Genomic DNA, 20,373 nt, shown 5'->3' with positions numbered 1-20,373 from the left:
TAACGAGCGTTGACACACGAACGGAGCCTTCCCATGGGCGAGCAGCACGCTGTGAAGTTCCCGCAGGAGGTACTCGACGAGTACGCGGCCCTGGGCATCGACCTGCCCGCGCTGTTCTCGGCGGGCGACCTCGGCGAGCGGATGGACGTCCGCATCCTCGAAGCCTCGGCCGAGCGGGTCGTCGGCACCATGCCGGTCAAGGGCAACACCCAGCCCTACGGGCTGCTGCACGGCGGGGCCTCCGCCGTCCTGGCCGAGACCCTCGGCTCGGTCGGCGCCATGATGCACGGCGGCATCACCAAGGTCGCCGTCGGCGTGGACCTGAACTGCACCCACCACCGGGGCGTCCGCTCCGGCCTGGTCACCGGCGTCGCCAGCCCCGTACACCGCGGCCGCTCCACCGCCACGTACGAGATCGTCATCAGCGACGAGCAGGACCGCCGGGTGTGCACCGCCCGCCTGACCTGCCTGCTGCGCGACGCGGACCCCGCCGCCGGCGCCTGACCGCCCCCGACGAGCCCCCGCAGGCCCGGATCCCGCCCCCGCCCGGGGGCCGGGTCCGGGCCTGCGGCGTGTACGGAGCCGGTCTGCGGCGCGTACGGAGCCGGTCCGGGGGCGCGTACGGGCCGGCCCCCGCCCGTACAGGCCCGGCAACCGCCCGGAATACGCCAGTCCGCGCCCGGCCCCGCGACGACTGTTGTGTCACCGAAGGTGACGGCCTACCTTCCCTTCATGGGGACCCAGCCACGCACCGCGGCCCGTTGCGGTGCCGCCGCACTCCTGGCGGCACTCGCCCTGCCCGGATGCTCCACATCCGCCCCACCCGCCCCGCGGACCACGCCAACGCCCGTTTCCAGCCCCTCCTCACCCGCCCAGATCTGCACAAGTCTGGTGTCCTACTGGGCGAAGGAGACCCTCAAGGGCGGCAAGTGGGCCGGGCTCGACTGGGAGCAGAAGGGCCTGTCCAACGACCAGTACACGATCCACGAGGAAGCCGTCGCCGCAGGCCGCGCCGAGGAGCGAACTGCCGGTCTGGACAAGGCACTTGAGCTCGTGGACCGGTTCGTGGCGCAGCGCTGCGGCGAACAGAACGGGGCAACTTGGAGCTCCGAGAACTGGCGGCCCCCGAGTCCGCCCGGGTGACCGGATTCCCGCGCACGCTGTCCGACTTCCGGTCGCACCGGGGCGCGGGCCCGATCCGCAGGTCGGAGGCCCTGTGCGCCCCGGATCAAGATCGATCCGGCCGAAGTGGATCAAGAGGAAAAATTACCCTCAGTAATGCCGACGCCCTACAGAATCCCGTTATTCCCCTGCGGAATGCCACCCCTCGGATTCTTTCGGACACAGCCAGCGACAATCGGACCCTTTTGATCTATGACAGGAGCATGAACCCCTCAAGCCCCTTAGGGGAACGGGGAATTCTCACCATGCGGACATTCCCCGAAGTGGCTAAACGTCCGAGTTGTCCGAACTCCCGCCACACATTCTTGGCCTCGGCATAACAAGACAGTCACATCATCCTTTCCCTGCTCCCCGCGCTCGCCACCTCGGCCTAGAGTCACGGCCAGTCACCGCGCCGCAGGGCGCACCCCAGCACGGCCGTGGACATCCCAGTGCGGCCCGGCGACCCAACGGCACCTCATATGAGGGGGCCGCGCCAGGGAAAGGAAGAATCGTGCGACACCGTTCTTTGCTCGTCCTCACCACCGTGATCACCACGGGAGCACTGACCCTCACCGCCTGCGGATCGCGCGATGAGGCCAAGACCGGCGGGGACAAGGCCGACGGCGCCAAGACCGTCGTCGTCATCGGCGTTGACGCCCCCCTCACCGGCTCGCTCTCCGCGCTCGGCCAGGGCATCAAGAACTCGGTCGACCTCGCGGCCAAGACGGCCAACAAGAACAACGAGGTCCCCGGCATCGAGTTCAAGGTCGAAGCCCTCGACGACCAGGCGGTCCCCGCCTCCGGCCAGGCCAACGCCACCAAGCTCGTCGGCAACAAGGACGTCGTCGGCGTCGTCGGCCCGCTGAACTCCGGCGTCGCGCAGCAGATGCAGGGCGTCTTCGCCACCGCCAACCTGGCGCAGGTCTCGCCCGCCAACACCAACCCCGCGCTCAGCCAGGGCGACAACTGGGGCAAGGGCGAGTTCAAGCGCCCCTTCAAGACCTACTTCCGCACCGCCGCCACCGACGTGGTCCAGGGCAAGTTCGCCGCCCAGTACCTCTTCAAGGACGCCGGCAAGAAGAAGGTCTTCGTCGTCGACGACAAGCAGACCTACGGCGCCGGTCTCGCCGCGATCTTCTCCGACGAGTTCAAGAAGCTCGGCGGCGAGGTCGTCGGCACCGACCACGTCACCGTGAAGGAGACCGACTTCTCCTCCACCGCCGACAAGGTCAAGTCCTCCGGCGCCGACTCCGTCTACTTCGGCGGCCAGTACCCCGAGGGCGGCCTCCTCGCCGACCAGGTCAAGAAGACCGGCGCCAACATCCCGCTCATGGGCGGCGACGGCATCCAGGACCCCGCCTTCATCACCGCCTCCGGCGAGGCCAACGAGGGCGACCTCTCCACCTCCATCGGCTACCCGGTCGAGAAGCTGCCCACCGCCAAGACCTTCATCGCCGACTACCAGGCCGGCGGCTACAAGGACCCCTACGCGGCTTACGGCGGCTACTCCTACGACGCCGGCTGGTCCGTCGTCCAGGCCGTCAAGGCCGTCGTCGCCGCCAACGGCGGCAAGCTCCCCACCGACGCCCGCGCCAAGGTCGTCGAGGCTCTCGGCAAGGTGTCCTTCGAGGGTGTGACCGGCAAGGTCGCCTTCGACCAGTACGGCGACACCACCAACAAGCAGCTCACGGTCTACAAGGTCGAGGGCGGCAAGTGGGTCGACGTCAAGAGCGACACGTTCAACCAGTGATCCCGTAGGACCCCCGCATCACCAGCCGCACCTGAACCACACCCACCGCGCGAGGGCGCAACAGCGCCCTCGCGCGGAGTCTTATCCGACACGCTCATCGGAGGCCCTGCGGTGCACGAACTGCCGCAACAGCTGGCCAACGGCCTTGCCCTCGGTGCCCTTTATGGCCTCATAGCCATCGGGTACACCATGGTCTACGGCATCGTCCAGCTCATCAACTTCGCCCACGGCGAGATCTTCATGATCGGCGGCTTCGGCGCGCTCACCGCCTACGCCGCACTCCCGACCGGCACCTCCCTGCTGATCGCGATCCCCGTCATGATCGTCGGAGGCGCACTCGCCTCCGTCGCCGTAGCCACCGCAGCCGAACGCTTCGCGTACCGTCCCCTGCGCAGCGCTCCCCGGCTCGCCCCCCTCATCACCGCAATCGGCCTCTCGATCGCGCTCCAGCAGCTCGTATGGCAGTTCTACCCGGATGCCAAGAAGGCCGTCAGCTTCCCCGAGTTCAAGGGTGAAGCCTTCAAGATCACCGACAGCCTGGCCATCCAGCGCGCGGACCTCTTCGTCCTCATCCTCGCCCCGCTCTGCATGCTCGCCCTCGGCATCTTCGTCCAGAAGAGCCGCAGCGGCCGCGCCATGCAGGCCACCGCGCAGGACCCGGACACCGCGAAGCTGATGGGCATCAACACCGACCGCATCATCGTCATGGCCTTCGCCATCGGTGCCGCGTTCGCCGCCGTCGCCGCCGTCGCCTACGGCCTCGACAAGGGCCAGATCAACTTCGAGATGGGCTTCATCCTCGGCCTCAAGGCGTTCACCGCGGCCGTCCTCGGCGGCATCGGCAACATCTACGGAGCCATGGTCGGCGGCGTCGTCCTCGGCCTCGCCGAGGCCCTGTCGATCGCCTACATCGAAGACATCCCCGGCATGTCGCAGCTCGGCGGTGGAGCCTGGTCCAACGTCTGGGCGTTCGTACTCCTCATCGTCGTCCTCCTCGTGCGGCCACAAGGCCTGCTCGGCGAGCGCGTCGCGGATCGGGCGTGAGAACCATGACCAACGAAGCAACCCTCCCGATCGAGGCCGAGACCGCATCCACCGGTGCCGTCTCCCGGACCGCCCTGCTCTACACGGTCATCGGCGGAAGCCTGCTGACCGTCGTCAGCGCCTTCCTCGCCTGGACCTGGACCGCCGAGTTCCCCGGTGACCTCACCTACTACGGCAGCCCGGCCCCCATCCAGTTCCTGAGCCTCGTCGGCGCCCTCCTCACCGCCGCCTTCGCGCTCTCCGCGCTCGGCGTCAAGGGCCTGCGCTGGCTCACCCCCACCGGCGCCCGCAAGCCCGTGTGGATCCTCTCGCTCGGCACCCTCGCCGGCACCTGGTTCACCGTCATCGCCATCGCCTGGGTCCTCGGCGGATTCGTCCACCTGGAGCCCGGCGCGTACGTCGCCCTCGTCGGCTCGCTCGTCCCGGTCCTCGCCGCGTACAAGATCCCCGACGACAGCCACAAGGCGGCCGCCGCCAAGAAGCTGCCCTCCTGGGCCGAGATCCTCGTCATCACCGTCGCCTTCGCCGTCGGCCTCTACGTGGTCACCTTCGGCATCGACACCGACGACAAGGAGCCCCAGCTCTTCGTCACGTACCTGATCATCGTCGGCTTCGCGGCCTTCGCCCTGCTCAAGTCCGGCCTCCTCGACCGGTTCAGCACCATCACGGCGAACAACCGCCAGGTCACCCTGATCGGCACCGCGGCCGCCGCGATCGCCTTCCCGTTCATCCAGCAGAGCGGCGACACGTACACGCTCATCGCGGTGAACATCCTGATCTTCGCGACCGTCGCCCTCGGCCTCAACGTCGTCGTCGGCCTCGCGGGCCTGCTCGACCTCGGTTACGTCGCCTTCCTCGGCGTCGGCGCCTACGCCGCCGCCCTGGTCTCCGGCAGCACCGCCTCCGCCTTCGGCTTCCAGCTCCCCTTCTGGGCAGCGGTCATCGTCGGCGCCCTCGCCTCGCTCATCTTCGGCGTGGTCATCGGAGCACCCACCCTCCGCCTGCGCGGCGACTACCTCGCCATCGTCACCCTCGGCTTCGGAGAGATCTTCCGCATCGCCATGGGCAACCTCGACGGCACCTCGGGCCCCGACATCACCAACGGCCCCAACGGCATCCCCAACATCCCCCACCTCGAACTCTTCGGGTGGAACTTCGGGGAGTCGCACGACGTCGGCGGCATCACCCTCGGCGCCTACGCCAACTACTACTTCCTGATGCTGCTCGTGATGGCCCTGGTCGTCCTGGTCTTCGCCCGTGCCGGCAACAGCCGCATCGGCCGCGCCTGGGTCGCCATCCGCGAGGACGAGACGGCCGCCGAAGCCATGGGCATCAACGGCTTCAAGGTCAAGCTCATCGCCTTCGCCCTCGGCGCCACCCTCGCCGGCCTCGCCGGCACCGTGCAGGCACACGTCAACAGCACGGTCGTCCCCGAGAACTACGTCTTCGCCGGGCCCGTCCCGCCGAACTCCGCGTTCCTCCTCGCCGCCGTCATCCTCGGCGGCATGGGCACCATCCGCGGCCCCATCCTCGGCGCCGCACTGCTCTTCCTGATCCCCGCGAAGCTGGCCTTCCTCCAGGACTACCAGCTCCTCGCGTTCGGCATCGCCCTCATCCTGCTCATGCGCTTCCGCCCCGAAGGCCTCATCGCCAACAAGCGCGCGCAGCTCGAGTACCACGACGAAGAGACGATTGACCAGGCCCCCGCGGACCTGGCCACCGCCAAGGCGGGTGCGTGAACACCATGACCACCACCACAGACACCACCACGGTGACCACGGTCCTCGAAGCCAGCGGCGTCACCATGCGCTTCGGCGGCCTCACCGCCGTCAAGGGCGTGGACCTCAAGGTCAACGCGGGCGAGATCGTCGGTCTCATCGGCCCCAACGGCGCCGGCAAGACCACCTTCTTCAACTGCCTGACCGGGCTCTACGTCCCCACCGAGGGCACCGTCAGCTACAAGGGCACGGTCCTGCCGCCCAAGCCGCACCTGGTCACCAGCGCCGGCATCGCCCGCACCTTCCAGAACATCCGGCTCTTCCACAACATGACGGTGCTGGAGAACGTCCTCGTCGGACGCCACACCCGCACCAAGGAAGGCCTCTGGTCCGCCCTCCTGCGCGGCCCCGGCTTCAAGAAGGCCGAAGCCGCCAGCGAGGCACGGGCGATGGAGCTCCTGGAGTTCATCGGCCTGGAGAAGAAGGCCCAGCACCTCGCCAAGAACCTCCCCTACGGCGAGCAGCGCAAGCTGGAGATCGCCCGCGCCCTCGCCAGCGACCCCGGCCTCATCCTCCTGGACGAGCCCACCGCCGGCATGAACCCGCAGGAGACCCGCGCGGCCGAAGAGCTCATCTTCGCCATCCGGGACATGGGCATCGCCGTACTCGTCATCGAGCACGACATGCGCTTCATCTTCAACCTCTGCGACCGCGTCGCCTGCCTCGTCCAGGGCGAGAAGCTCATCGAGGGCACCGCGGCCGAAGTCCAGGGCGACGAGCGCGTCATCGCCGCCTACCTCGGAGAGCCCTTCGAAGGCGACCCGGGCGCGGCCGAGGCCGCCGGGGTCGAAGCCGCCGAGGAGCACGCGGCGGCGGCAGCGGCCGAGGCCGAGGCACCGGCGGAAGCCGACGCGGAGGCACCGGCGGAAGCCGAAGCCGAGGCACCGGCAGCGGAAGCAGCCGAGGCCGAGGCACCGGCGGAAGCCGACGCCGACGCGGAGCCGGCCGCCGAGCCGGACACCGAGACGGCCGCGGACACCGAGACGGCCGCGGACTCGGACAGCACCACCAGCACGGACGGAGAAGCCAAGTGACCGCACTGCTAGAGGTCCGGGACCTCAAGGTCGCCTACGGCAAGATCGAAGCCGTCAAGGGCATCTCCTTCGAGGTCAACCAGGGCGAGATCGTCTGCCTCGTCGGCACCAACGGCGCCGGCAAGACCACCACCCTGCGCACCCTCTCCGGCCTCCTCAAGCCCGCCGCCGGCACCATCACCTTCGACGGCAAGCCGCTCGCGCAGGTCCCCGCCCACAAGATCGTCTCCCTGGGCCTCGCCCACTCCCCCGAGGGACGCCACATCTTCCCCCGGCTGACGATCGCCGAAAACCTCCAGCTCGGCGCCTTCCTGCGCACCGACAAGGAGGGCATCGAGAAGGACGTCGAGCGCGCCTACGAGATGTTCCCCATCCTGGGCGAACGCCGAAAGCAGGCCGCCGGCACCCTCTCGGGCGGTGAGCAGCAGATGCTCGCCATGGGCCGGGCCCTGATGTCCCGACCCAAGCTGCTCATGCTGGACGAGCCCTCCATGGGCCTCTCCCCGCTGATGATGCAGAAGATCATGGCGACCATCGCCGAACTTAAGGCCACCGGCACCACCATCCTGCTCGTCGAGCAGAACGCCCAGGCCGCCCTCTCGCTGGCCGACCAGGCCCACGTGATGGAGATCGGCAAGATCGTGCTCAGCGGCTCCGGCCAGGAGCTCCTGCACAACGAGGACGTCCGCAAGGCCTACCTCGGCGAGGACTGATCCCCTCACCTCATGCCTGAGGCCCGCCACCTTCCCCCGGTGGCGGGCCTCACGCATACCCGGTGCCGCTCGGCTAGTTCGCGGCGTTCTTCTTCTCCTCGGCGTCCTCGATGACCGCCTCGGCGACCTGCTGCATGGACATGCGGCGGTCCATCGACGTCTTCTGGATCCACCGGAACGCGGCCGGCTCGGTCAGCCCGTACTGCGTCTGCAGGATGCTCTTCGCGCGGTCCACGAGCTTGCGGGTCTCCAACCGGAGCGAGAGGTCCGCGACCTCCTTCTCCAGCGCCTTCAGCTCCGCGAACCGCGACACCGCCATCTCGATGGCCGGCACGACGTCGCTCTTGCTGAACGGCTTCACCAGGTACGCCATGGCCCCGGCGTCCCGCGCCCGCTCGACGAGGTCGCGCTGCGAGAACGCCGTCAGCATCAGTACGGGGGCGATGGACTCCTCCGCGATCTTCTCGGCCGCGGAGATCCCGTCCAGGACGGGCATCTTCACATCGAGGATGACCAGGTCGGGCCGGTGCTCGCGGGCCAGCTCGACGGCCGTCTGCCCGTCCCCGGCCTCGCCGACGACGGAGTAGCCCTCCTCCTCCAGCATCTCCTTGAGATCAAGACGGATGAGCGCCTCGTCCTCGGCGATGACGACGCGCGTCGTCAGCGGCGGAACGTGCGACTGGTCGGCGTCGGGCGTGGGCGTCGACTCGTGCTCGGCGGTCACGGATGGCTCCTCGTTGCGGGGCATACAAGCTCCCCCGAGCCTACCTAGCTACGGTAAGGTGGACTCGCAGCGGGTCGGAGGCAACCTTCGATTCGCTGGGCCCCGGTAGCCCAATTGGCAGCAGGCGATGGATTCAAAACCCATTCAGTGTCGGTTCGAGTCCGACCCGGGGCACTTTTCCTCATTTTCCAAGGTCACGCGATTATCGCGTGACCTTCACTCGTTCCAGCGAAGCTCGCCAAAATGCGCCACGTGAGCGAATTGCGCACGGCAGCGTCGACCACGTGTACGACATCGCCACCCGCAGGCACGCGCTGGACTTGCTCGCCGACGGGCGCAGCATGAACTCCGTCAGCAAGGAAACCGGGATATCCCGCGCCGCGATCCGGGCGTGGAAGTCCCGCCTGGAGCCCCTTCCACGCATGCTCCCCCACGCCCTCCCGTGCGCAGCGCCTACCGACAAGGCCTCGTACGCCTACCTACTGGGCCTCTATCTCGGTGACGGCTGTATCAGCCCGCACCCCCGCGGAGGGCACCACCTCCGGATCGCCTGCGCCGACGCATGGCCCGGGCTCATCGAACTGTGCCGCGCGGCGATCAAGGCCGTCCGGCCCGACGACAAGGTCTACCTGCTGCAGAAGCAGGGCTGCGTAGCCGTCACCAGCTACGGACGCCACTGGACGTGCATGTTCCCGCAGCACGGGCCGGGCAAGAAGCACGAGCGGCGGATCGTGCTCGAAGGTTGGCAGCAGGAGTTCGTCGATGCCCATCCGTGGGAGTTCGTACGGGGGCTGATCCATTCCGACGGGTGCCGGATCACCAACTGGACCGTGCGCAACGGCAAGCGGTACGAGTACCCGCGGTACTTCTTCACCAACAAGTCCGACGACATCCGGAAGCTGTGCACCGACACGCTGACCGCGCTCGGCGTCGAGTGGACGGTCCTGGCCCGCGGCAGCGATCCCTTCAACGTCTCCGTCGCCCGCAAGGGCTCCGTCGCGCTCATGGACGCGCACGTCGGGCCCAAGTACTAGCCGCCGGCCGTGGCCGCGTCGGGCGGGGCTGGCCCGACGCGGGGGTGCTGCCGGGCGGCGTCAGCGGACCGGGTCGCCGATGTGGTGGACGCGGACCAGGTTGGTGGAGCCGGTGACTCCGGGGGGCGAGCCGGCCGTGATGACGACGATGTCGCCGCGTACGCAGCGGCCGATGCGCAGGAGCTCTTCCTCGACCTGGGCGACCATGGCGTCGGTGGAGTCGACGTGCGGGCCCAGGAAGGTTTCCACGCCCCAGGTGAGGTTGAGCTGGGAGCGGGTGGCGGGGTCGGGGGTGAAGGCGAGGAGGGGGATGGGCGAGCGGTAGCGGGAGAGGCGGCGGACGGTGTCGCCGCTCTGGGTGAAGGCGACGAGGAATTTGGCGCCGAGGAAGTCGCCCATCTCGGCGGCCGCACGGGCGACGGCTCCGCCTTGGGTGCGGGGCTTGCTGCGGTCGGTGAGCGGGGGCAGGCCCTTGGCGAGGATGTCCTCTTCGGCGGCTTCCACGATGCGGGACATCGTCTTGACGGTTTCGACGGGGTACTTGCCCACGCTGGTTTCGCCGCTGAGCATGACCGCGTCCGTGCCGTCGATGATGGCGTTGGCGACGTCGGAGGCTTCGGCGCGGGTGGGCCGGGAGTTGTCGATCATCGAGTCGAGCATCTGGGTCGCGACGATGACGGGCTTGGCGTTGCGCTTGGCCAGTTTGACGGCGCGCTTCTGGACGATCGGGACCTGTTCCAGGGGCATTTCGACGCCGAGGTCGCCGCGGGCGACCATGATGCCGTCGAAGGCGGCGACGATGTCGTCGATGTTCTCGACGGCCTGGGGCTTTTCGATCTTCGCGATGACGGGGAGGCGGCGGCCTTCCTCGTCCATGATGCGGTGGACGTCTTCGATGTCGCGGCCGCTGCGGACGAAGGAGAGGGCGATGACGTCGGCGCCGGTGCGCAGGGCCCAGCGGAGGTCGTCGATGTCCTTGTCGGAGAGGGCGGGGACGGAGACGGCGACGCCGGGGAGGTTGAGTCCCTTGTGGTCGGAGACCATGCCGCCTTCGATGACGAGGGTCTGGACGCGGGGGCCGTCGACTCCGGTGACTTCGAGGGTGACGCGGCCGTCGTCGACGAGGATGCGTTCGCCGGTGGTGACGTCGGCGGCGAGGCCCTTGTAGGTGGTGCCGCAGGCGTGGCGGTCGCCTTCGAGGTCTTCGACGGTGATGGTGAATTCGTCGCCGCGTTCAAGGAGTACGGGGCCTTCGGCGAATCGGCCGAGGCGGATCTTCGGGCCTTGAAGGTCTGCGAGGACGCCGACGCTGCGGCCGGTTTCGTCGGAGGCTTTGCGTACGCGCTGGTAGCGCTCCTCGTGTTCGGCGTAGGTGCCGTGGCTGAGGTTGAGGCGGGCGATGTCCATTCCGGCTTCGACCAGGGCTTTGATCTGGTCGTATGAGTCGGTGGCGGGGCCCAGGGTGCATACGATTTTTGCTCGGCGCATGGGGCGAGCGTATGCCCCTACCAGACAGTAGGAAATTGGTTCCGGGTGTCCACTCAACAACCGTTGGGGAAAAGGTTGTTGACAATTGTTGAATGTGCATGGGGGTGCTCTGATGAGCACCCCCGGGGGCTTGCCGGTACGTGTTTTGGATCAGTCGGCGGGGGTCAGCGGGCGCTCGTAGCGGAGGCCCGGTCGGCCGTCGACGGTCATGGTCTCGACCTGGGTGAATCCGTTGCGTTGGAGCACGGTCATGGAGCCCGGGTTGTCGAGGGTGGTGACGGCGGTGAGCCGGGAGAGCCCGTACGCGCCCTGCGCCATGCGGCAGATCTCCGCGACGGCGGCGGTGGCCAGGCCCCGGCCGGCGGCGCGTTCGCCGATGCGGTAGCCGAGTTCGGCGCTGCCGTCCTCGATGTCGACGAGGTTGACGCGGCCGGCCAGGGCGCCGTGCCCGGTGACGAGGACGTGGAACCGGGACAGCCCGGTCTCCTGCTCGGCGAGGAGGGCTCGGTGGCGGTCGGCGAAGCAGGCGAAGTAGGCGTCGCCGCGGTCGGGGACGGAGCGGGCGAAGTAGGACCGGTTGCGCCGTTCGAACGCGAGGAGGGCGGGGGCGTGGTCGGCGCGGAGGCTCTCCAGGGTCCACTCGCCCTTCGGGGCGGGGGCGTTCACAGCTGGGGCCGGGTCATGGTGAAGCGGGCGTTCACCTGGGCGTGGACGGTCTGGCGCTGGGGTTCGAGGTCGAGGGGCGGGGCGGTGTCCTCGGAGGCGCTGAAGGCCATGGTGCGCATACCGCCGCCGGGGGCGGCCTGCGGGTAGGCCTGGAGGGCGTTCTCGGCGCCGAGGTCGGCGAGTTCGACGAGGGCGGCGAGGTCGGCGCCGAGGGCAGCGGCGTATTCGCGGGCGCGCTGGACGGCTTCGAGTACGGCTTGGCGGCGGGCCTCGCCGTGGGCGGGCGAGGTGGGGCGCAGGGCCCACCAGGGGCCGTCGATGCTGGTGAGTTCGAGGTCGGCGAGGCGGGTGGTGAGTTCGCCGAGGGCGGTGAAGTCGCCGAGTTCGGCGGTGACGTGGACACGGCCGTGGTAGGCGCGGACGCGTTCGGCGCGGCCGTGGCGGGTGAGTTCGGGGTTGATGGAGAAGGCGCCGGTTTCGAGCTTCTCGACGGCGTTGCCGTAGCTCTTGACGAGGTCGAGGACGGTGTTGTTGCGGCGGGTGAGGTCTTCGAGTGCGGTGCGCCGGTCGGTGCCGCGGGCGGTGACGGTGATGCCGATGCGGGCGATTTCGGGGTCGACTTCGAGGTGGGCCTCGCCGCGGACGGCGACGCGTGGGACTTCGGGGGTTCCGTAGGGCTGGGGTGCGGAGTCCTGGGTCATGGTTTCACTGTCGCATTGTCGTCGGCGGTGTGCCGCGTGGGTTTTGCCAGCGCGTCGCGGAGGGCGGCGCGGGAGGTGGTGCCGAGTGTGGGGAAGGGCTGGTGGGGGTGGCCGGAGACGGTCCGCGGGGAGAGGTGGAGGCGTTCGCCGACGGTTGGTGAGGCCTGCGGCGCCGAGATGGGCGATTTCGCGCTGCTGCGGGGTGAGCGCGGCGGCTCCGGAGCTGTCGGCGTGCCCTGCGGTGTGTCCTGTCGCCCGGGGTCCGGCCGCGGTGCGGGCGGCGCGGGGGCGGCCTCCGAGGCGTTGGAGGGTGTCGAGTGCGTCGGCGAGGCGGGTGCGGGCCTCGGCGGCGGGCCGTTCCCGTCGGAGGTGCTCCAGGTAGGCGAGTGGGATGCGGGCGCGGTCGAAGGGCCTGGAGGTCGGCGGCGGGGGTGGAGAGCGCTCGCCGCTGAGGAGGTGGTGGTGGTGCGCGGCGGCGACGGCTGAGCCGAGGGGTCCGGTGCGGCCGCCGTCGGCGCGGCGGGCGATGGCCATGCGGATCGGGGCGGCGGTGGTGGAGGTTTTGGCGAGCCGTTGCGTGTACGTGTGCCGGCCCGACGAGGTCACCGGCCTGATCGGGCAGGCGGCCGGTGTGTAGCCTGCGCCGCCGGGCCCGCGCCGACCTGGGCGGGCCCGGCGGCGGTCGTCAGTTCGGCGGGAGGTTCCATTTCTGGTTGGGGGTGCCGCCGCAGGTCCAGATCTGGAGGCGGGTTCCGTTGGCGGCGTTGTTGCCGGTGACGTCGAGGCACTTGTCGGCTTGCGGATTGACGATGTCGCGGGCCGCCGGCAGGGCCCAGCGTTGTGCGGGGCTGCCGTTGCAGTCGTAGAGCTGGACGGGGGTTCCGTCGGCGGTGGCGCCGCCGGTGACGTCGAGGCATTTGCCGAGGGCGCGCAGGGTGCCGTCGGCGGCGGCGGTCCACTGTTGGGCGGGGGTGCCGTTGCAGTCGTAGAGCTGGACGGGGGTTCCGTTGGCGGGGTTGGCCCCGGCGACGTCGACGCATTTGCCCGCGAGGCCGGTGATCGGGCCGGTGCGGCCGGTGCCGGTGTCGGAGGTGGTGACCCGTACGTGGTCGACGACGAGTTGCTGGGGGAAGGCGGTGCCGGCGTCGGGGTCGCCGGGCCAGTAGCCGCCGACGGCGAGGTTGAGGATCAGGAAGAACGGCTTGTTGAAGGCCCAGGTGCGGCCGCCGAGGTCGGCGGGGGTGCGCCGCTGGTAGACGGCGCCGTCGACGGACCAGCTGATGGAGTCGGGGGCCCAGTCGACGGCGAAGGTGTGGAAGGCGTCGGCGAAGGCCTGGCCTCCGGGGAGGGTGTAGGCGGCGCCGATGCCGCCGGAGCCGGAGTATCCGGGGCCGTGGAGCGTTCCGTGGACGGTGGAGGGTTCGAATCCGACGTTCTCCATGACGTCGATCTCGCCGGAGTTCGGCCAGCCGACCTGGCCTATGTCGTTGCCGAGCATCCAGAAGGCGGGCCACATCCCCTGGCCGCGCGGGACTTTGAGCCTGGCTTCGACGTGTCCGTACGCCTGGGTGAAGCGGCCGGCGGTGTTGAGCCGGGCGGAGGTGTACTCGCACCGCCCGTACCAGCATGCGTAGTTGCCGGGGTTTTCGCGGCGGGCGGTGATCACGAGGTGGCCCTGGCCGTCGAGGGCGGCGTTCCGGTTGCCCGCCGTGTAGTACTGCCGTTCGTGGTTGGCGACGTTGTCGCCGGTCTCGGTCTGCCATGTGCCGGGGTCGGCGGCGGCTCCGGCCGGCCCGTCGAATTCGTCGGAGAAGGTGGCCGCGGCGGCTGCGGCCGTGGGGGTTTCCGCGGCGCCGGCGGGTGGGGCGGCGAGGCCGCTCCAGCAGAGCAGGGCAAGGGCGCCGAGCGCGGTGCGGTGGCGCCAGGTGGTGCGCATGACCATGCGATCACATCAATTCAGAGTGGGGGGACTCACCTCAACTGCCTTAGTTCAACACTTGATTGAAGGCTCATGACGGTGCCGCGTCAAGAGATCGGCACCCGGCGGGGGTGTTGCTGCCCGTGCCCCATCAGTCAGAATCTACGCGCGTTGTTCACGCTGATCAGGGGAGATGGCATGGCGTTCGACCGTAGGACGTTTCTGGGAACTTCGGCCGCCACGGGTGCGGCCGTCGCGTTGACGGGGGCCGCCGGCTCTCCGGCCGCCGCGGCCGAGCCCACCGGGGCAGCCGAGGCAACCGCCCGGCCGCGGACGTACTCGTTCACGGTGATGGGTACGACCGACCTGCACGGAAACGTTTTCAACTGGGACTACTTCACGGACAAGGAGTTCGACGACAAGGCGCACAACGACGTCGGCCTTGCGAAGATCTCGACGCTCGTGAACCAGGTGCGGGCGCAGAAGGGGCACTGCAACACCCTGCTGATCGACGCCGGCGACACGATCCAGGGCACGCAGTTGTCCTACTACTACGCGAAGGTGGACCCGATCACCGCACGCCGCGGGCCGGTCCACCCGATGGCGCAGGCGATGAACGCGATCGGCTACGACGCGGCGGCGCTCGGGAACCACGAGTTCAACTACGGCATCCCGGTGCTGCGCAAGTTCGAGGAGCAGTGCGACTTCCCGCTTCTGGGGGCGAACGCACTGGACGCGAAGACGCTGCGCCCGGCGTTCCCGCCGTACAGCATGCACCGGCTGCGGACCCCGCACGGGCGGGACGTGAAGGTGGCGGTGCTGGGGCTGACGAACCCGGGCATCGCGATCTGGGACAAGGCCAACGTGCAGGGGAAGATGACCTTCCCGGGTCTGGAGGAGCAGGCGGCGAAGTACGTGCCCAAGCTCCGCTCCATGGGTGCGGACGTGGTGATCGTGTCCGCGCACTCCGGTTCGAGCGGCACGTCCTCGTACGGCGACCAGCTGCCGTACATCGAGAACGCGGCCGCTCTGGTGGCCGAGCAGGTGCCGGGGATCGACGCGATCCTGGTCGGGCACGCGCACACGGAGATCCCGGAGTACCAGGTGAAGAACAAGGCGACCGGCAAGGACGTGGTCCTGTCGGAGCCGCTGAAGTGGGGGCAGCGCCTGACGCTGTTCGACTTCGAGCTGACCTGGTCGAAGGGGTGCTGGTCGGTGGCGAAGGTGTCGGCGCGGGTGCTGAACTCCAACACGGCCGCCGAGGACCCCAAGATCACCGCTCTGCTCTCGGACGAGCACCGCAAGGTCGTGGCGTACGTGAACCAGGTGATCGGTACGTCGACGCAGGCGATGTCCTCGGCGGACGGCCCGGTCAAGGACGTCGCGATCATCGACCTGATCAGCCACGTGCAGGCGGAGACGGTGAAGGGCGCGCTGGCCGGTACGGAGTGGGCGGCGCTGCCGGTGCTGTCGCAGGCGTCGTGCTTCTCCCGGACCGCGGCGATCCCGGCTGGTCAGGTGACGATCAAGGACGCGGCGGGCCTGTACCCGTTCGAGAACACCCTTGAGGCGCGACTGCTGACGGGCGCGCAGCTGAAGGACTACCTGGAGTTCTCGGCGCGGTATTACGTGCAGACGGCCGCGGGCGCTCCGGTGGACCCGGCGAAGCTCACGAACGCCGAGAACATACCGGACTACAACTACGACGCCGTCTACGGGCTGGCGTACGACATCGACGTCTCGCAGCCGGCGGGTTCGCGGATCTCGGCGCTGTCCTTCCAGGGGAAGCCGGTGGATCCGGCGCAGCGGTTCGTGCTGGCGGTGAACAACTACCGGGCGGCGGGCGGCGGGAACTTCCCGCACGTGCCGCAGGCCAAGCAGCTGTGGGCGAATTCGGAGGAGATCCGCAACACGATCATCCAGTGGGTGAAGGCGAAGGGCACGATCGACCCGGCGCAGTTCGCTTCCGTGGACTGGAAGCTGACCCGCGGCGGGGTCGCGGTGTTCTAGGCCGGCGGGGTGGCCGGTCGCGGGTTCCAGGCCGGCGGGGGGCCGGTCGCGGTGTGCCGCGGCCGGCCGCCCTTTCGTGGTGCGGGTGGAGTCAGCCCTTCGCGCCGGCGCGGCGCATCCGGGCGGCGAGCAGCAGTCCGGCCCCCGCGACGAGCGCGGTGCCCGCGCCGCCGGCGATCAGGGTGGTCTGGTCGCCCGCGCCCGTGGTGGCGAGGGGGGCGCCGGTGCGGCCCTGGGCGGTGGTGGCGGTGTTGCCCGTGGTGGCGGCGCCGGTGCCGGTGCCGGAACCGTCGCCCTTGGCGTCGCCGTCCTTGCCGTCCTTGCCGGGGGTGGGCTTCTCCTTGTCCTTGGCGGCCTGGTCCTTGGCGCGGGCCTCGTGCTGGCCCGTCTTCAGGAATTCGGCCCGGTCCGCGGCGGTGCCGGCGAGCGCGGCGCGGCCGGCCTTGACGAGCTCCGGACCACCACCGTCGATGATCTTGGCGATGGCGACGCGGTTGTCCTGGTCGCGCAGCTCGTACTGGGTCACTTCCAGGAAGTGGCGCAGTTCGGCCGGGGTGGGCGATCCGCTCAGGAGCTTGCCGATCGCCTCGCTGAGGATCGGGCCGTCCCAGCTTTCGTCGATGCGGGCCAGTTCGACCCGGTCGTCCGAGGCCTGGGCGAGGAACCGGCCGGTCTTCAGGAACTGCGCGCGGTCGGCGGGGGTCCCCTTGAGCGCCTTCTTGCCGGCTTCCTTCACGGCCGGACCGCCGGCGCCGATCAGTCGGGAGATCTCGACCTTGTTGTCGTCGTCGCGCAGCTCGTGCTGGGTGACGTCGTAGAAGTGGCGCAGCTTTTCGATGGTGTCGCCGTTGTCGAGGACCTTGTTGATGCCCTCCTTCAGGCCGGGTCCGGCGTTCGGGAGGAGGCGGAGGATCGCGATGCGGTAGTCGTCCATGCGGATCTTGTGCTGGTCGACTTCGATGAACTTCCGCATGGCCTGTGGGCCGTCGGCGATGGCCTTGCGGCCGGCTTCCTTCATGTACTCGCTGGCCATCGGGTCGGCGATGATCGCGAGGATGGTCTTGCGGTCCTCTTCGCCCTGGTCGGGCGCGGGCGCGGTGTGGTCGGGCACGGCCTGGTCGGGCGCGGTCGGCGCCGGCTGCTTGCCGGCGGCCGGCGCGTCGGAGCCGGCGGCGAACGCCGGTGAGGCCATGAGGACGGCCGGAGCAAGGGCAGCGGTGGTCACCGCTGCGGCGATCCGGGAAAACTTCACAGACAAAACCCCCTGGAAACGTTTCTTCGGCAGAAGAGACATTCGGTCTGCCCCGATGGTTGTACCGGGAACGTTTCCCGCCCCGGGTGCTGGCCTCGCGGCGTGCGGGGGCGGGGTCCGGTCGCGGGGTCCGGTCGCGGGGTCCGGTCGCGGGGTCCGGTCGCCGGACGGCGGGGCCGATCAGGGGTGTTCGACCAGCGGGAGCAGCTCGACCGTGGGAGCGGGCCGGGTGTGCTCCCGCTGTTCGAGGCCGAAGGTGGTGAAGGCCGTGCGGGCGGGCTGCGGGTAGGGCTCCTTGCCGGTGAGGGTGTTCAGGATGGCGGCGCTGCGCCAGGCGGCGAGTCCGAGGTCGGGGGCTCCGACGCCGTGGCTGTGGCGTTCGCCGTTCTGGACGAAGATGCTGCCGGTGACGCCGGGGTCGAGGATCATGCGGTGGCGTTCGTCGATCCGCGGCCGGCCCGAGGAGTCCTTGCGCAGGTACGGGTCGAGGCCGGCGAGGAGGCCGGTGAGCGGGCGCTCGCGGTAGCCGGTGGCGAGGACGACCGCGTCGGTGGTGAGGCGCGAGCGGGTGCCCTGCTGGGCGTGGTCGAGGTGGAGTTCGACCTTGGTGGTGGCGACGCGGCCGGCGGTACGGACGCTGACTCCCGGCGTCAGGACCGCGTCGGGCCAGCCTCCGCCGACGGTGCGCCGGTAGAGCTCCTCGTGGATGGCGGCGATGGTGCCGGCGTCGATGCCCTTGTGGAGCTGCCACTGCGCGGGGACGAGCTGGTCTCGTACGGGCTCGGGCAGGGCGTGGAAGTAGCGGGTGTAGTCGGGCGTGAAGTGTTCGAGGCCGAGCTTCGAGTACTCCATGGGGGCGAAGGACGGCGTACGGGCGAGCCAGGCGAGGCGTTCGCGGCCGGCGGGGCGGGAGCGGAGCAGGTCGAGGAAGACCTCGGCCCCGGACTGTCCGGAGCCGATCACCGTCACGTGTTCGGCGCCGAGGATGCGCTGCCGGTTGTCGAGGTACTCGGCGGAGTGGATGACGGGGACGGCCGGTGCCTCGGCGAGCGGGCGCAGCGGTTCGGGGACGTAGGGGGCGGTGCCGATGCCGAGGGCGAGGTTGCGGGTGTAGGTGCGGCCGAGGGCTTCGGCCTCGCCGTCGGTGTCGAGCTGGGTGTAGTCGACTTCGAAGAGGTCGTGTTCGGGGTTCCAGCGGACGGCGTCGACCTGGTGGCCGAAGTGGAGTCCGGGCAGGCGTCCGGCGACCCAGCGGCAGTAGGCGTCGTACTCGGCGCGCTGGATGTGGAACTGCTCGGCGAAGTAGAAGGGGAAGAGCCGTTCCTTGTGCTTGAGGTAGTTGAGGAAGGTCCAGGGGCTGGAGGGGTCGGCGAGGGTGACGAGGTCGGCGAGGAAGGGGACTTGGAGGGTGGTGCCGTCGATGAGCAGCCCGGGGTGCCAGCGGAAGTCGTGGCGCTGGTCGTAGAAGGCGGTGGCGAGTTCGCCGGCTCCTTGGCGGGGGAGGCCGTGGGCGAGGGCGGCGAGGGACAGGTTGGAGGGGCCGATGCCGATTCCGACGAGGTCGTGGGGTGCATCGAGCTGGGCGGTCATCGGTGGCTGCTGCCTTCCAGGAGGGTGACGAGGGTGTCCAGGTCCCGTTCGGTGGTGTGGGGGTTGAGCAGGGTGGCCTTGAGCCAGAGGCGGCCGTCGGCGGTGGCGCGGCCGAGTACGGCGCGGCCGCCGAGGAGGAGGGTGCGGCGCAGGGCGGCGAGATCGGTGTCGTCGGTGTGGGTGGGGCGGAAGAGGACGGTGCTGATGGTGGGGGGCGCGTGGAGTTCGAAGCGGGGGTGCGCGTCGAGGAGGCGGGCGAGGTGGTGGGCGAGTTCGCAGGTGCGGTCGATGAGGTGGGCGAGGCCGTCGCGGCCGAGTGAGCGCAGGGTGGCGGCGATCTTGAGGGCGTCGGGGCGGCGGGTGGTGCGCAGGGAGCGGCCGAGGAGGTCGGGGAGGCCGGCTTCGGTGTCGTCGGTGGCGTTGAGGTAGTCGGCCTGGTGGGCGAGGGGGGCCAGCAGGGCGGTGTCGGGGACGGCGAGGAGGCCTGCGGCTACGGGCTGCCAGCCGAGTTTGTGCAGGTCGACGGTGAGGGAGTGGGCGCGGGCCAGGCCTGCGAGGCGGGGGCGGTGGCGGGGGCTGAGGGCGAGGAGGCCGCCGTACGCGGCGTCGATGTGGAGGTCGGCGCCGTACTGCTCGCACAGGTCGGCGATGGGTTCGAGGGGGTCGATGAGGCCTGCGTCGGTGGTGCCGGCGGTGGCGGTGACGAGCACGGGGCCGGGGGCGGCGGCGAGGGCTTCGGCGAGGCGGGCGGGGTCGAGGGTGCCGGCGGGGGCGGGCAGGGAGGTGGCGGGGGGCAGGCCGAGGAGCCAGGCGGCGCGGGGGACGGAGTGGTGGGCGTTGGCTCCGTGGAGGACGGCCAGGCCCGGTCCGTGGCGTTCGCGGGCGAGGAGCAGGGCGAGTTGGTTGGCTTCGGTGCCGCCGGTGGTGACGAGGGCGTCGGGGTGGGGGGTGTCGTAGAACTCGGCGGCGAGGGTGCGGGTGAGGAGCGCTTCGACCGCGGAGGCGGCGGGGGCCTGGTCCCAGGAGTCGAGGGAGGGGTTGAGAGCGGAGGCTGCGAGGTCGGCGGCGGCCGCGACGGCGAGGGGCGGGCCGTGGAGGTGGGCGGCGCACAGGGGGTCGGCGGGGTCGGCGGCGCCCGCGGCGAGGGTGTGCACGAGGGTCCGGAGCGCTTCGTGATCGCCGTGACCCTTTTCGGGGAGTACGTCGCCCAGCGCGGCGGCGACGCGGGCCGCGAGGGCGTCGGGGCCGCCGGCCGGAATCGGCCCGCCGCGCTCCGCGGCTCCGGTGTGCAGGGCCTCCAGGACGGTGTCGAGGAGCGGCCGCAGGGCTTCGGCGCCGAGGCGGCCGCCGGCGAGCGGGTGCGCGGGGGGTGCGGGCGGTGGGGGTGCGGGCGGTGGGGGTGCGGGCGGTGGGGGCGGGCTGCCGGGCGGCGCGGTCATGCGGTGTCCTCACGGGAACGGGTCTGCGGCAGGGGGCCCGCCCTGTCGTGGGGTGCCGAGGGGCTTGG

The 20,373-nt window shown here is 70.2% G+C and carries 17 protein-coding genes and 1 tRNA gene; 10 read left to right on the top strand and 8 right to left on the bottom strand.

What is annotated here, in order from left to right; translation table 11 throughout:
* Nucleotides 1–33: 33 nt before the first annotated feature.
* The 7 genes from ACIBAD_RS31010 to ACIBAD_RS30980 all read left to right on the top strand — a co-directional run bounded on the left by ACIBAD_RS31010 (nt 34) and on the right by ACIBAD_RS30980 (nt 7,483).
* The gene (locus ACIBAD_RS31010) at nt 34–504 is read left to right on the top strand and encodes a hotdog fold thioesterase (RefSeq protein ID WP_134074980.1); all 471 of its coding nucleotides are present in this window, start codon (nt 34–36) and stop codon (nt 502–504) included.
* A 228-nt stretch (nt 505–732) separates the two neighbouring features.
* On the top strand, nt 733–1,143 hold the full coding sequence (locus ACIBAD_RS31005; RefSeq protein WP_398909951.1) for a hypothetical protein: 411 nt from the start codon (nt 733–735) through the stop codon (nt 1,141–1,143).
* Nucleotides 1,144–1,675: 532 nt separating this feature from the next.
* On the top strand, nt 1,676–2,914 hold the full coding sequence (locus tag ACIBAD_RS31000; RefSeq protein WP_134074982.1) for a branched-chain amino acid ABC transporter substrate-binding protein: 1,239 nt from the start codon (nt 1,676–1,678) through the stop codon (nt 2,912–2,914).
* Nucleotides 2,915–3,025: 111 nt separating this feature from the next.
* Nucleotides 3,026–3,958, top strand: a complete 933-nt coding sequence (locus tag ACIBAD_RS30995) for a branched-chain amino acid ABC transporter permease (protein ID WP_030155821.1) — start codon at nt 3,026–3,028, stop codon at nt 3,956–3,958.
* 5 nt (nt 3,959–3,963) lie between these two features.
* The gene (locus ACIBAD_RS30990) at nt 3,964–5,697 is read left to right on the top strand and encodes a branched-chain amino acid ABC transporter permease (protein ID WP_134074983.1); all 1,734 of its coding nucleotides are present in this window, start codon (nt 3,964–3,966) and stop codon (nt 5,695–5,697) included.
* A gap of 5 nt (nt 5,698–5,702) precedes the next feature.
* Nucleotides 5,703–6,770, top strand: a complete 1,068-nt coding sequence (locus ACIBAD_RS30985; protein WP_398909948.1) for an ABC transporter ATP-binding protein — start codon at nt 5,703–5,705, stop codon at nt 6,768–6,770.
* Nucleotides 6,767–7,483 carry an ABC transporter ATP-binding protein gene (locus ACIBAD_RS30980; protein WP_134074984.1) on the top strand — a complete coding sequence of 239 codons (717 nt, stop codon included), beginning with the start codon at nt 6,767–6,769 and terminating at the stop codon, nt 7,481–7,483. Before ACIBAD_RS30985 ends, ACIBAD_RS30980 begins: the two co-directional genes overlap by 4 nt.
* 73 nt (nt 7,484–7,556) lie before the next feature.
* Here the strand turns inward: ACIBAD_RS30980 and ACIBAD_RS30975 are convergent, their stop codons facing one another.
* The gene (locus tag ACIBAD_RS30975; protein ID WP_208329134.1) at nt 7,557–8,207 is read right to left on the bottom strand and encodes a response regulator; all 651 of its coding nucleotides are present in this window, start codon (nt 8,205–8,207) and stop codon (nt 7,557–7,559) included.
* Nucleotides 8,208–8,306: 99 nt separating this feature from the next.
* Between ACIBAD_RS30975 and ACIBAD_RS30970 the strand changes: the two genes are divergently transcribed.
* Both ACIBAD_RS30970 and ACIBAD_RS30965 read left to right on the top strand, forming a co-directional pair.
* Nucleotides 8,307–8,381 (top strand) — tRNA-Leu (locus ACIBAD_RS30970).
* Between the two features lie 110 nt (nt 8,382–8,491).
* Nucleotides 8,492–9,241 carry a helix-turn-helix domain-containing protein gene (locus ACIBAD_RS30965; RefSeq protein ID WP_134074986.1) on the top strand — a complete coding sequence of 250 codons (750 nt, stop codon included), beginning with the start codon at nt 8,492–8,494 and terminating at the stop codon, nt 9,239–9,241.
* A gap of 60 nt (nt 9,242–9,301) precedes the next feature.
* Here the strand turns inward: ACIBAD_RS30965 and pyk are convergent, their stop codons facing one another.
* The 4 genes from pyk to ACIBAD_RS30945 form a co-directional block, all read right to left on the bottom strand.
* Entirely contained in the window at nt 9,302–10,729 is a 1,428-nt protein-coding gene (gene pyk / locus ACIBAD_RS30960) for a pyruvate kinase (RefSeq protein WP_134074987.1), read from the bottom strand.
* A 150-nt stretch (nt 10,730–10,879) separates the two neighbouring features.
* Nucleotides 10,880–11,395 carry a GNAT family N-acetyltransferase gene (locus ACIBAD_RS30955; RefSeq protein ID WP_398909945.1) on the bottom strand — a complete coding sequence of 172 codons (516 nt, stop codon included), beginning with the start codon at nt 11,393–11,395 and terminating at the stop codon, nt 10,880–10,882.
* Nucleotides 11,392–12,096 carry an SIMPL domain-containing protein gene (locus ACIBAD_RS30950; protein WP_134074989.1) on the bottom strand — a complete coding sequence of 235 codons (705 nt, stop codon included), beginning with the start codon at nt 12,094–12,096 and terminating at the stop codon, nt 11,392–11,394. Before ACIBAD_RS30950 ends, ACIBAD_RS30955 begins: the two co-directional genes overlap by 4 nt.
* Nucleotides 12,097–12,781: 685 nt before the next feature.
* The gene (locus ACIBAD_RS30945; protein WP_398909994.1) at nt 12,782–14,032 is read right to left on the bottom strand and encodes a ricin-type beta-trefoil lectin domain protein; all 1,251 of its coding nucleotides are present in this window, start codon (nt 14,030–14,032) and stop codon (nt 12,782–12,784) included.
* Between the two features lie 180 nt (nt 14,033–14,212).
* On the opposite strand from ACIBAD_RS30945, the gene ACIBAD_RS30940 reads away from it, so the two are divergent.
* The gene (locus ACIBAD_RS30940; protein ID WP_398909943.1) at nt 14,213–16,024 is read left to right on the top strand and encodes a bifunctional metallophosphatase/5'-nucleotidase; all 1,812 of its coding nucleotides are present in this window, start codon (nt 14,213–14,215) and stop codon (nt 16,022–16,024) included.
* A gap of 91 nt (nt 16,025–16,115) precedes the next feature.
* Here the strand turns inward: ACIBAD_RS30940 and ACIBAD_RS30935 are convergent, their stop codons facing one another.
* The 3 genes from ACIBAD_RS30935 to ACIBAD_RS30925 form a co-directional block, all read right to left on the bottom strand.
* A complete protein-coding gene (locus ACIBAD_RS30935) occupies nt 16,116–17,276 on the bottom strand; it encodes an ALF repeat-containing protein (protein ID WP_398909941.1) in 1,161 nt (386 codons plus the stop codon).
* 180 nt (nt 17,277–17,456) lie between these two features.
* Entirely contained in the window at nt 17,457–18,866 is a 1,410-nt protein-coding gene (locus ACIBAD_RS30930; protein ID WP_398909939.1) for a lysine N(6)-hydroxylase/L-ornithine N(5)-oxygenase family protein, read from the bottom strand.
* Nucleotides 18,863–20,305, bottom strand: coding sequence for a pyridoxal phosphate-dependent decarboxylase family protein (locus ACIBAD_RS30925; RefSeq protein ID WP_398909937.1), 1,443 nt, complete (start codon nt 20,303–20,305; stop codon nt 18,863–18,865). Before ACIBAD_RS30925 ends, ACIBAD_RS30930 begins: the two co-directional genes overlap by 4 nt.
* Nucleotides 20,306–20,373 lie beyond the last annotated feature (68 nt).

The sequence above is a fragment of the Streptomyces sp. NPDC051109 genome (genome assembly GCF_044455885.1).
GTDB lineage: Bacteria > Actinomycetota > Actinomycetes > Streptomycetales > Streptomycetaceae > Streptomyces.
Note: the sequence above shows the minus strand (reverse complement) of the source record. Positions and strands in the feature narration are given on the sequence as shown.

Bases quoted from the DNA above. Each gene is read 5' to 3' on its own strand.
- ACIBAD_RS30945 (WP_398909994.1), bottom strand. From the start codon at position 14,032: ATGCGCACCACCTGGCGCCACCGCACCGCGCTCGGCGCCCTTGCCCTG.
- ACIBAD_RS30985 (WP_398909948.1), top strand. From the start codon at position 5,703: ATGACCACCACCACAGACACCACCACGGTGACCACGGTCCTCGAAGCC.
- ACIBAD_RS30950 (WP_134074989.1), bottom strand. From the start codon at position 12,096: ATGACCCAGGACTCCGCACCCCAGCCCTACGGAACCCCCGAAGTCCCA.
- ACIBAD_RS30990 (WP_134074983.1), top strand. From the start codon at position 3,964: ATGACCAACGAAGCAACCCTCCCGATCGAGGCCGAGACCGCATCCACC.
- ACIBAD_RS30940 (WP_398909943.1), top strand. From the start codon at position 14,213: ATGGCGTTCGACCGTAGGACGTTTCTGGGAACTTCGGCCGCCACGGGT.
- ACIBAD_RS30925 (WP_398909937.1), bottom strand. From the start codon at position 20,305: ATGACCGCGCCGCCCGGCAGCCCGCCCCCACCGCCCGCACCCCCACCG.
- pyk (WP_134074987.1), bottom strand. From the start codon at position 10,729: ATGCGCCGAGCAAAAATCGTATGCACCCTGGGCCCCGCCACCGACTCA.
- ACIBAD_RS30930 (WP_398909939.1), bottom strand. From the start codon at position 18,866: ATGACCGCCCAGCTCGATGCACCCCACGACCTCGTCGGAATCGGCATC.
- ACIBAD_RS31010 (WP_134074980.1), top strand. From the start codon at position 34: ATGGGCGAGCAGCACGCTGTGAAGTTCCCGCAGGAGGTACTCGACGAG.
- ACIBAD_RS31005 (WP_398909951.1), top strand. From the start codon at position 733: ATGGGGACCCAGCCACGCACCGCGGCCCGTTGCGGTGCCGCCGCACTC.